The sequence below is a fragment of the Moraxella sp. K23 genome (assembly GCF_041154765.1).
Classification (GTDB): domain Bacteria; phylum Pseudomonadota; class Gammaproteobacteria; order Pseudomonadales; family Moraxellaceae; genus Faucicola; species Faucicola tetraodonis.
On sequence record NZ_AP031595.1, the window covers coordinates 2,423,323 to 2,435,340 of the forward strand.

General features: G+C 34.0%; 8 protein-coding genes. 5 read left to right on the forward strand and 3 right to left on the reverse strand.

Features of this window, described 5'->3' with window-relative positions; genetic code table 11:
• Window positions 1–187: 187 nt before the first annotated feature.
• Both ACAM37_RS10685 and ACAM37_RS10690 read right to left on the reverse strand, forming a co-directional pair.
• Complete coding sequence (locus tag ACAM37_RS10685) at window positions 188–616, reverse strand: hypothetical protein (protein ID WP_369626212.1); 429 nt, start codon at window positions 614–616, stop codon at window positions 188–190.
• Between the two features lie 34 nt (window positions 617–650).
• Complete coding sequence (locus ACAM37_RS10690; protein WP_369626213.1) at window positions 651–1,742, reverse strand: hypothetical protein; 1,092 nt, start codon at window positions 1,740–1,742, stop codon at window positions 651–653.
• A 166-nt stretch (window positions 1,743–1,908) separates the two neighbouring features.
• Between ACAM37_RS10690 and ACAM37_RS10695 the strand changes: the two genes are divergently transcribed.
• The 5 genes from ACAM37_RS10695 to ACAM37_RS10715 are packed head-to-tail and all read left to right on the forward strand — an operon-like array spanning window position 1,909 to window position 10,748.
• Complete coding sequence (locus ACAM37_RS10695) at window positions 1,909–3,900, forward strand: type I restriction-modification system subunit M (protein WP_369626214.1); 1,992 nt, start codon at window positions 1,909–1,911, stop codon at window positions 3,898–3,900.
• A 1-nt stretch (window position 3,901) separates the two neighbouring features.
• On the forward strand, window positions 3,902–5,188 hold the full coding sequence (locus tag ACAM37_RS10700; RefSeq protein WP_369626215.1) for a restriction endonuclease subunit S: 1,287 nt from the start codon (window positions 3,902–3,904) through the stop codon (window positions 5,186–5,188).
• A complete protein-coding gene (locus tag ACAM37_RS10705; RefSeq protein WP_369626216.1) occupies window positions 5,185–8,514 on the forward strand; it encodes a type I restriction endonuclease subunit R in 3,330 nt (1,109 codons plus the stop codon). The genes ACAM37_RS10700 and ACAM37_RS10705 overlap by 4 nt, the downstream gene beginning before the upstream one ends.
• The gene (locus ACAM37_RS10710; protein ID WP_369626217.1) at window positions 8,507–9,403 is read left to right on the forward strand and encodes a transposase family protein; all 897 of its coding nucleotides are present in this window, start codon (window positions 8,507–8,509) and stop codon (window positions 9,401–9,403) included. The genes ACAM37_RS10705 and ACAM37_RS10710 overlap by 8 nt, the downstream gene beginning before the upstream one ends.
• 19 nt (window positions 9,404–9,422) lie before the next feature.
• Window positions 9,423–10,748 carry a competence protein CoiA gene (locus ACAM37_RS10715; protein ID WP_369626218.1) on the forward strand — a complete coding sequence of 442 codons (1,326 nt, stop codon included), beginning with the start codon at window positions 9,423–9,425 and terminating at the stop codon, window positions 10,746–10,748.
• 914 nt (window positions 10,749–11,662) lie between these two features.
• On the opposite strand, the gene ACAM37_RS10720 is transcribed toward ACAM37_RS10715, so the two are convergent.
• Window positions 11,663–11,854 (reverse strand): hypothetical protein, encoded by a 192-nt coding sequence (locus ACAM37_RS10720; protein WP_369626219.1) that lies wholly within the window; start codon window positions 11,852–11,854, stop codon window positions 11,663–11,665.
• Window positions 11,855–12,018: the final 164 nt, after the last annotated feature.

Genomic DNA, 12,018 nt, shown 5'->3' on the forward strand with positions numbered 1-12,018 from the left:
CTTATTAGTATTCTCTTAGAGAAGGTGACAAATCTGCATGATCTGAACATGACAATTTTGCATCGTCTGATGATGACAAATTTGCATGATCGGTAATGTAAGGCGATACTTGAAAAAAGGCAAAAAAAATGAGCATTGCTGCTCATTATATTTTTATGAATTTGATTATCTGAAAATTTTGTCCTTATTATTCATTTAAAATTCCATTACTTTTCGCCCATTTAAGCAATTTTGTGTCATGTGATCTTTGTGCGTAGTAAGCTTGAATGTAGGGTTTTTGACGTTCTTTTTTTGCCTTTTCCTTCCGCAAAGTCTTTTCCTGCTCGTCTTTTTTTCTCTTTGCTTCAATTTCAGCTTGCCGTTCTTTTTCAAATTCTGCATTTTTTTGTGCTATATATTCTTGTTTAACTTTTTGTTCATACAAAGAAAACCATTCTAAAAAATCCTGTGATGGTATTTGTGGCAACGTATGGTGATAGATATCCTTGCCAACTGTACTGGTACCGAAATTAGCTTTAAAAACCATACTTGCCCATGCTTTTTGATAACCTCTTTGCCGACCTATATAAAGGGCGTATGAAAAGAAAGTTTGTTTATCAATATCTATTTTATTCATTTTCAATCATTTCCTTAAAATTTATAATGTCAACCTATAAAATGCCTAATTCCAAGTTATATAATGGCTTCAAACTAATTCGATTCTCTAAAATATCAATATCGTAGATTTGGGTTCCGATATTAAAGTGCTCATAAATTACTTTCATTTTTTTTGCGAACTTTTGGTCGTGTGTAACAAATATATCGCAAAAACATCCTAATTGAGCATGATGACTGTCCAGAGTTGAACTAAGAAATCTTTTTTCTTTATTGAGATTTTCATCGGAATAATATCCAACTAAATTCAACAGACTATAAATATGTGGGATTTTATTAAATATTCTTTCGTTATCATCAAATATTATTTGATGAGCTTCCCTTAAAGAAGGCGTATTTTTAGGCTTTACTTGATCTATATAATCAAAAATTCTATTTAGAGCATTATCACCTTCAATTTTTTTTAGGTTATCAATATTGATGTTATAAGCCTTTTGAAAGGTCTTATGAATACTATTTATCTGATTGGCTTCTTTAAAACTATCAATTCCATATTTTACATTTTCTTGGAATTCATCAAGCTGTGAATCCAGCTCATATATTTGCTTTCTATACTCATCAATTGCTGTTCGTAAATGATTTTCTATGCGCTCATTACCACACTCTAACAATTCAGCTTCTAAAAGCTCTAAATTTTCATGTAAAAAATTTCTTAAATTATACATGGCAGTTATTTGATCATTGCCGAAACAGTCATAATCTTTTACACCATTGTATAAAGCCAAACCCATTTTTTCAAAAGGTTGCGTAAACTTATCAAATGGAACAACTTCATTCAGAAATCGTAAAAAGACATCATTAGGTGCATCAGTGCATTCATAAGGTCTATCATCAGTATTTAACGAGATATCAGGTAATTGAAAGTAAACTGCACCTAAGTTCGTTAAAGCTTTGGTAAATTTTAGTGATGCATTGATATCACTTGCGTTATGCCCAGCTTTATATATTTCTCGTAAAGTTCCATCTGAGTACACAATGTTAAAACTCTCTTTCAATGCAAATAAATGGGCATCTGTTCCCTTTTTTATCAGCATATCTAAAGCGTTTTGGTCTAAGTACATTGCAAGTTTTCTAGTTTTTTCAGTCATATGTAAAATATCCGTTTAAATTTATCTGTAAAAATGAGTAAATAATTATCTTTTAATAATATCCATTTATTTGCATTACAAGGTTGAAAATAAAATAATCTCGACATATAATTATTTGCAATATATGGTTGAAAACCTAACTCTACAATAAATTAAAGGCTTTATCATGGCAACAGCACCAAACACTAATGACACGACACTTGCAGGATTCATTTGGAAAGTGGCAGATGATTTATGGGGCGACTTCCCACATACCGATTTTGGTAAGATTATTTTGCCCTTTACCGTATTACGACGCTTAGAATGTGTGCTAGAGCCAACTAGAGATAAAGTCGTAGAGAGTTATGATACGTTTAAAGATCAGGGCATACCACTTGACGCTATTCTTTGTAATGCAAGCGGTCAACCATTTTACAACACGTCAAAATATAACCTTTCGAATCTTGGTTCTACAAAAACACTAGCAAATTTAAAAGACTATATTTCAAGCTTTTCTGAAAATGTCGTTGTCATTTTTAATGAGTTTGATTTTGAAACCATCATCAACCGCCTTTCTAAAGCAAACTTGCTTTACCGAATCTGTGACATCTTTGCCAATATTGACCTCCATCCCAATACGGTTCCTGACCGTACTATGAGTAACGTATATGAGCATTTGATCGCCCGTTTCGGTGCAGAGGTAGGTACGGGGTCGGAGGACTTTATGACCCCTCGTGATATCGTGCATCTAGCTGCTACCTTGCTGTTAGACCCTGATGATACGCTATTCGCCCAAGAGGACGGTTTAATTCGAACTATCTACGATCAGACCTGCGGTACAGGTGGCTTTTTAACAGACATGATGAACCATGTAGCCACATTTAAAGATAATTCAAAAGTAGCGCCTGTACTTATTCCGTATGGTCAAGAGTTGCAACCCGAAACCCACGCTGTTGCATTAGGTTCCATGCTACTTAAAAAGCTAGAATCTGATCCTAGTCGTGACCTATCTCAGAACATCAAGCAAGGCAGTACGTTAAGCGACGATAAATTTAGAGATAAACGTTTCCACTATCAATGTTCTAATCCCCCCTTTGGTATGTCGTGGGCGAAAGATGCGGATGCAGTTCAAAAAGAACATAAAGACGAAAAAGAAAATGGACGTTTTTATGCAGGACTCCCTAAAGTCAGCGATGGTTCAATGCTATTCCTTCAAAACCTAGTTTCTAAGCTTGAAACCCCCGAAAATGGTGGTGGGCGTGGTGCGATTGTTCTTTCAGGCTCCCCTCTTTTCAATGGTGATAAAGGTTCAGTCGCTATCCGACGTCATTTGCTAGAAAATGATTTAATCGAAGCGATTATCGCACTTCCGACTGATATATTTTTCCGTACAGGCATTGGCACCTACATTTGGATGATTTCAAACCGTAAACCTGAACATCGTAAAGGAAAAGTTCAGCTTATCGATGCAACAGGCATGGGTTCGCCAATGCGAAAAAATGAGGGTAACAAACGTATCTTTATTGACCAAAATGCTATTGATGAAATTAGTCGCATTTACGCAGACTTTCAAGAATCCAAAGTTAGTAAAATTTTTGACTATACTGAATTTGGATATCGTGAAGTTAAAGTCCAACGTCCACTGCGATTAGACATGAATTTAAGCTCTGAAAGAATTGTTGATTATAGATCGACTACAGAGGTCATGAAGTTAAAAATCGCTGACTATGAAAAATTAACGAAATATCTTGAAAGCGTTGAAAATAAAAGCATTTCTCATAATCAATTTTTTGAAGGACTTTATAAAGTTTGGGCTAAACCAAGTAAATCTATCTTGAACGGTTTGTCTTACTGGTTTGGTGTAAAAAATCCACTAGCCGAACCTTCTCAACTTAATGGCGAGCCACTTTGGGATAAAGAACTAGAGGATTATGAACGTATTCCCTACAACCAAGATATCAATGACTACATAGCTAAAGAAGTGCTACCTCATGCCCCTGATGCAGTAGTTGATGATACTTATATTGATGAAAAAGACGGTAAGGTTGGTAAAGTCGGTTATGAAATCAACTTTAATCGTTACTACTATGTGTTTGAACAACCCCGTCACCCGAATGAGATTATGGCAGAGATAAAAGAGTTGTCTGCAGAGGTAGCTCAATTGTTGGGGGAAATTTAATATGAAATATAAACCCTATGATGAATATAAAAAAAGCGGTGTTAATTTACTTGAACAAATACCAAAGAACTGGCAAAAATACAGTTTCAAAGAACTTTTTACAAAAAAAGAAATTACTAACTTAACCAATGAAGGGCTATTGTCTGTTTACCTTGATAGAGGTGTAATACCCTATTCTGAAGGGGGTGGATTAGTCCACAAACCATCGGAAAGTTTAGAGAAGTATCAATTAGTTGATATTAATGATTTTGTCATGAACAATCAACAAGCTTGGCGTGGTTCCGTCGGTATCAGTAATTATCGTGGTATTGTGAGTCCTGCCTATTTAGTATTTTCTACAGATAAAGAGAAAGCTGATCCCAGTTATTTAAAATACCTCTTAAAGGATAATATTTCTGTATCACAATTTTCATTATCATCTTTAAGTGTTGGAACTATTCAAAGACAGGTTAAATGGCACCTTTTGCGTAACATTAGCCTGTTTTTACCAAGTTTAGATGATCAATTAAAAATATCTAAATTTTTAGATAAAGAAATCCTCAAAATCGACAATTTAATTTCCAAACAAGAACAACTTATCAAGCTTTTAGATGAACAGCGTAAATCGATCATCTCACATGCTGTTACTAAAGGTCTAAATCCCAATGCACCTATGAAAGATAGTGGTGTTGAATGGTTAGGTGAAGTCCCTGAGCATTGGGAAGTTGTACCAAGTAAATTCTATTTTACCGAAAGAGGTGAAAAAGCAGAATCTAACGATAGACAATTAACCGCTTCACAAAAACATGGAATAATGTACCAAGATGAATATATGGCTGAAAAAGGTCGTTTGATGGTAGTGATGAAAAACCCTGAGATTCTTAAAAAAGTAAAACCTAATGATTTTGTCATTAGTATGCGTAGTTTTCAGGGTGGCTTAGAACTTAGTTATAATGAAGGTTCGATTAGTTCTGCATATGTAATGTTAAAACCCAATTTAGAATTTATATACCCTGAGTTTTATAAGTATTTTTTTAAAACTCCACGATATATCAAAGCATTACAATCCACTTCAAATCTTGTTCGTGATGGTCAAGCATTGAGATTCAATAATTTCAGTCAAGTTAAGATAGTTATTCCACCACTAGATGAGCAAAAGCAAATTTATAATTATTTAGAAGGTGAAACTCTTAGAATTCAAAATTTAATATCTAAGCAAAATATCTTAATAGAAAAATTGAAAGAATACCGTTCATCAATCATTTCCTATGCAGTTACTGGCAAAATCGATGTGAGAGAAGCCCTATGAGACTACCATCTGATAAAGCACACTACGAAAGTAATTTAGAGCGTTATATCGTTAAAAAATTAGAATCACAGGGTTGGCAAGTTGGTGAAACTAAATATTACGATACTGAATATGCCGTTTATACCCCTGACCTACTTGAATGGATTAAAGTTTCTCAACCGCAAAAGTGGGATGCACTTGTTAAGTCAAACGGTGATAAAACCCAAGATCGCTTATTAGATAGGCTAGGAAGTGAACTCAATAAAAAAGGCATGATTAATGTCTTTAGAAAAGGTTTCTCAATGGCAGGTGCTGGCGAGATTTCACTAACCGAATCTGCACCTGAGGACAGCCGTAATCAAGAATCTATTCGTTTGTATAAAGCGAATATTCTACGTGTTGTACCGCAATTAAAATATAACCCGACACGAGAATTTGCGATTGATTTGGTGTTCTTTATCAACGGTCTACCAATGGCGACGGTTGAGATTAAGACTGAATTTAATCAGTCACTTGAGGATGCGATTAATCAGTATAAAAATGACCGTAAGCCCATCGATCCTAAAACTAAGCGTAAAGAACCATTACTTTTACCGAAACGTGGTGCAATCGTTCATTTTGCAGTATGTGAAAATGAAATTGCTATGACTACTGAGCTTGATGGGGAAAATACGCAATTTTTACCTTTTAACAAAGGAAATGACGGTCATGCAGGTAATCCACCTGCCGATGCTGATAAAGGTGAGGATTATCCAATTGCTTACTTTTATGATTATGTATTGCAACCCGATAATTGGTTAAGAATTTTCCATAATTTCATTTATATCGAAAAGAAAAAGAAAATGGAATTGACTGGTAGATGGTATGAGCAAGAACGCTTGATTTTCCCTCGCTACCATCAATTTGATGCGGTCACTAAGATTATTAATGATGTTAAACAACATGGAGTTGGTCTTAACTATTTATGTGAGCATAGCGCAGGTTCGGGTAAGACTTCAACGATTTCATGGATTTGTCATTCTCTTGTTGGTTTACGCCATGATGACGGCAAGCCTTTTTATGATTCTGTTATCGTAATCACAGACAGAAATGTTTTAGATAGTCAGTTGCAGGACGCTATTAAGCAGCTAGAGCACCAACAAGGCATGATTGAGAACATTAGCCGTGATGACAAGGGAAAAAAAGGCTTATCAAAAAGCAAACAGCTTGAAAGTGCTTTAATTTCAGCAAAGCCCATTATTGTTGTAACCATTCAAACTTTCCCATACGTTATGAAAGCTATCCTCGAAAACTCTACTCTTAGCAAGCGTAATTTTGCAGTAGTAATCGATGAGGCTCATACTTCACAAACTGGTACAACGGCTTCTAAATTGCAAGCAACGCTATCGTATGAGACAAATGATGATTTCACAATCGAGGATTTCATTAGTAGTATTCAAAAGAACCGTGTGCAATCCCAAAACTTAAGCTATTTTGCATTCACAGCGACGCCTAAACATTCAACACTTATGTTGTTTGGACGCACAGCAGATGGTCAAGAAGCTTCTGATGATAATCTACCACAATCATTCCATTTATATCCCCAACGTCAAGCGATTGAGGAAGGGTTCATTCTTGATGTGCTTAAGGGTTATGTATCATATGGAACCGCATTCAAGCTTGGTAATGAAGCACTAAAAGACGAAAAACGTGTTAATAAACGCCAAGCTAAGAAAACCCTAGCTAAATGGATGTCACTACACGCAACCAACGTTACCCAAAAGGTTAAGTTCATTATTGAGCATTTTCATCACAATGTAGCGAATATGCTAAATGGTCAAGCAAAAGCAATGATTGTTACTAGCTCTCGCCCTGCTGCGGTTCGATACAAATTAGCCCTTGAGAAATTCATTCATGACAATCCTGATTATAAAGACTATCGTGTTCTAGTAGCCTTCTCTGATAAAGTCACTGGAAAACAAGTAAAACACGCTGATGATAAAAATGCTGAAAACGGTGATATTTTTAACGTCAACGATGATGATGAATTCACAGAAGCTAGCATGAACCCTGACGCACCAAGTGATTTGCGTATAGCTTTTGACCGCCCTGAATACCGCCTCATGGTAGTTGCTAATAAATTTCAAACAGGATTTGATCAACCCAAGCTTTGTGCAATGTACATTGATAAAGTGATTGGTAATGAAATTGAAGTGGTACAAACCCTATCTCGCTTAAATCGTAAGACTACAGGCAAAGACAGAGTATTCATTATTGATTTTGTCAATGAGCCACAACACGTTTTAAATAGCTTCAAAAAGTATGATAGCGGTGCAGAAATTGAATCGGTTCAAGATCCCAATGTGGTTTATACACTAAGAGACAATATTGATGAAGTTGGTTTAATTACCGATAATGACTTAGAACTATTTAAAAATGCACGTTTTAAAACTATCCAAGACGTTAGTAAAAGTACAGTTGATGAAAACACCCATGCTGAGCTTTTCAAAGCTACGGATCGCATAGCACGTTTGTATAATGAAAAAATTACAATGCTTAAGAATGCGATAGAAACGCAAGAAGCAGCATTCAACAAGGCTAAAGCTGAGGGTAATAAAACAGGTGCAGAACAAGCTGATTATGAGCGCAAACAGCTAGATGTTGAGCTTCAAACCCTAAGTCGTTTTAAAAGTGACCTAAATAAATTTAGTCGGGTCTATTCCTACGTTGCTCAATTGATTGATTTCAATGACCCTGATTTAGAAGTCTTGGCTTCATTCTGTAGCTTGTTGGCAAAACGTTTGAACGGTCTTAACGCAAAACAAATTGATGTGTCAGGTCTAGTTTTAACAGGATTTAGTATCTTTAAAAAGAAAGATCTAGAAACAGGTGGCACCCCACCAACAGGCGAAAGCGGTGATGCCGAAAAAAGTGGAAATCAAGTTCTTGAAGGCATTAAAGGCAATAGTAATAATGAATTAACGCCAACACAGATGATTTATCTAAATGAAATTCTTGATGTTTTGGAGAAAACATTTGGTGATATTTCGACAACGACAGAGCAAATCATTCTGATTAATCATATTTTGACAATTTTGAACAAAGACAACAATGTTGTTTCTCAAATTCAGAATAATCCTAAAGAGGTTGCTATACAAGGTAATCTACAAGGTGCCGTTGATAAAGCGATTATTCAGGCACTTTCGTCTCATACTGCTCTCACCAAAATATTACTAAAAATGGACGAAAATACTAGGGCTAGTATGATTGAGCTGCTTTATGAACATGTTAAGGAAGGTAAGTTAATCGATCTTGAGATATTAACAAAGTTAATGGATGATAAAGGTGACGATAACGAAAATGATTGATGTTATTAAACTTCAAGGCGTAACACCCATCGATTATCGTAATGAAAATGGCGATATCATTGCCACTGTCGTCTTAAATGATGGTGAGATAGATATTTGTCCTAACTGTGGTGGCAAGCTCTATAAACATGGTCAGCGTTCGAATACGTTCGCTGATCTACCTATTCAAAATCAACCAGTTAAGCTTGAAGTTATTAGACCGAGATATCGATGTAAAGATTGTCATGCCTTAGTCACAGCGAATCTTGAATTTATTGATGATAAGCGACGGGCAACGCATAGGCTTGTTGAATTTGTACAAGATAACTGCCTTGAAAAAACTTTTAGCGAAATAGCAGAAGCTACAGGTTTGGCAGTTAATACAATCAAGAGTATTACTTTAGATTATATTAGCCAGCTTGAAAAAACAGTGCAATTTGAGACCCCTACAATCTTAGGGGTTAATGAATTAACTATTTTAGATATAAAAAGAACTGCAGTTACCAATCTGAGTATGAATTGTTTGCTTGATATTTTGCCTAAAATTAACCACACCTGCATTCTTTCATTTTTAAGAGAGCTATCTGATAGGAATAAGGTTGAGTGGGTTATTGGCAATAAAAACCTCTTAAAAATTGAGAAGGATATTAAACAGATATTGCCAAATGCAGACTTAATCATTATTAGCGAGAGCGAAAATAAATTAATTGAAAATTATAAACAGAGTCATGAGCAATTAAACCAAATTTCACTTAATCTAACTCGTAACTATAGTTTTGAAGTAATAAGAGCTAAGTTGCTGTATAACAAATTTAGTCGATATGTTGGTTCAATAAACTCACAGAAAAACACACAAATAGAGTACGGTGCCAATCTTAATACAACTTTTGAGAATTTAATCAATAACTAATTAAAAAACAGGGGATAACATGGGATTTTCATGTATTAAAGATAATGAAGTGGTTTATAGCTTTCAACTATCTACTGACGAATGGATTAATTTAAAATCAGAACAAAAAAATCATGCTTTATCTATGCCGTGTTGTGGTGAAAAAGCTATATTAAAAACCAGTGCCTTAGGAACACAATTCTTTGCTCATAAAACTAAAAGTGAAAGCTGCCCTGCTTCTACTAATGGTGAGTCTAGAGAACATCAATTTGCAAAATATCTTGTAAGTAAAACACTGTTTGAAATGGGCTGGCATGTCGAAACTGAAAAAGTTGGTCATACCCCTGATGGTCAAGAGTGGGTTGCAGATATTTATGCTGAAAGGGGTAAAGCAAAAATGGCTGTTGAAATTCAATGGTCTCCCCAATCCTATATTGAAACTGCAAAAAGACAAGAAATTTATAGACAATCAGGTGTGCGTTGCGTCTGGCTACTTAGAGACTCTAAAGCAAGTAATTGCAATGCGTTAACCTCTGATTATATGTACCGAACTCAAGATTTACCAGTGTTTACATTGGTTAAAAATAAAGATAATTCGATGCGAGTTCATAATATCTATGTTATTGACGAAACAGGAACCAATTTAAATAGTAAATTTAATGCAATTACCTTAGAGCTTACTGATTTTATAAGAGAATTATTTTCCAAAAACTTCACTTTTTTGCCTCGACAATCCGTTAATGAACGTTATCTGTCCCTAGAGCTAATTAAAGATACTTGTTGGAAATGCCACAAAGAGACAGTATCAGTGGGTAGAGTTAACTATAAGCAATACGTTTATGGTCTTTTATCTGATGATGTGAGAATGAGCAATAAAACCATTAGAGAAATTCCCCAAGAACATATCGATATTATTAACCAGTTTTTCCAACCTGTTTATAATTTTGCTAAGTTAAAAAATCGATTCAGTAAGACAGAAAATGGCACTTATATGGCTAACAGTTGTAGCCATTGTGATGCCTTAATGGGTAAGTTTTTCGAGGAAAATATGTACTATGAATACGAAAAAACTAACACCCAAACGCTTTTTAACCCTGCAGTTCAGTCCCTAAATGAATCAGTTATGGATGTTGGTGAATGGATATTAAATCCCAATAATCCAAACCTAAAATACGAAAATGATGAATTCAATGGATTTAGAGATAGAAAGATTGAAGTTGGCACTAATAACGAACAACGCATTCATAACAGTGAATTCCAACATGATTATGATACAGGGGTTACTATTAGATCCATGAGTAGAAATGACGTACATCATTTCTTAAAAAGAATGACTAGCTTAGGTGGGTTGTTTCCAAGTTATTAATCAATATATTGCATTAAACCTAGCTATTAAGTTATAACGCTAAATATCAACAAAAAAATAAAGCAAGAGAAAATTTCTTTTGCTTTTTTGTTTATTTACTGAGTTCATGAATTTTGATATAATATATACATCTAAAGTATTGTTATTTATGTTAATTTTTATGATTTTTCATGAAGTTAATAATAGGTAGCCATACGTTAAATATGAATTGCCTGCTTGAAATTTTGCCAAAAAACACAGTTTATAGTCTTATTTCGTTTTTAGAAACTTTGCTTGATAAAGATAAAACTAAATGGATTAAAATTAATAGGATTCTTTCAAAGCACAGAAAAAAAATACATAATTCTCCACCAAACGCTGAGTTAATTATATTTTATAAAATCAACCCGACTCTCAACTCTTTTTTCTAAAGCCTTGTAAATACTAGGCTTGCAATTTTTGGCTAAAAAGTTATTAAATTTTAAGCCTTTTAAAATCAATGAATTATAAAGAGTTGAGAGTGGAGTAAATTAATAAGTGGAGTTACGCAGAAAGAATAGAAATACTACTATATATTCGGTTTTTGGAGATTTAAAAACGCAACATATAGATGGTTTGCGTAACTTCAGTTAATAATAAATTAAACCAAAGCTATGAGATTAGTCATAATCAATTAAATATTATTGGTAAGAATTTAACTCATGCTTATAGTTTGGAGATGATAAGAGCAAGGTTGCTTTACAACAGGATTAGTCGTTATATTAGTTCAATCACTGTGGATGAGGATGAAAGAGTTGAATATAGTTCAAATATAAAATCGATTTTAGATAACTTAATAGGAATTAAGGTTAGGACTTAATCTGTCACTAACCTAAAGATTTAACAAGATTTTAAATCAAGTCGATCTAAAAACATTATAAGCTTTATTTAAAAAATCATTTACGCTTAATACTTTCTACAGAATATTTATATTCATCACTTAATGATGTTTTATTTTTGGCTTTATCTACTGCAATTTGTCTAGCAGACGATTCATTTGACGCTTCTACTCTGATGGTATCTGTGCCGCTAGTTCTACCACCAGTAGTTGCTCTTTCTCTCTTAACTTTAACATCGAATAAAGACATATTTTTTTCCTTGTAAGTAAAAATTAAAATTGACCATAAATATCGATATAATTTATTTAAAAATACAACTTTTTTTTAATGATTACAATAACAAAATTTAAATAATTTTATTCATTAACATGTTAAAAAAAGTTATATTTTATTTAATGAGCGTATACATCTAT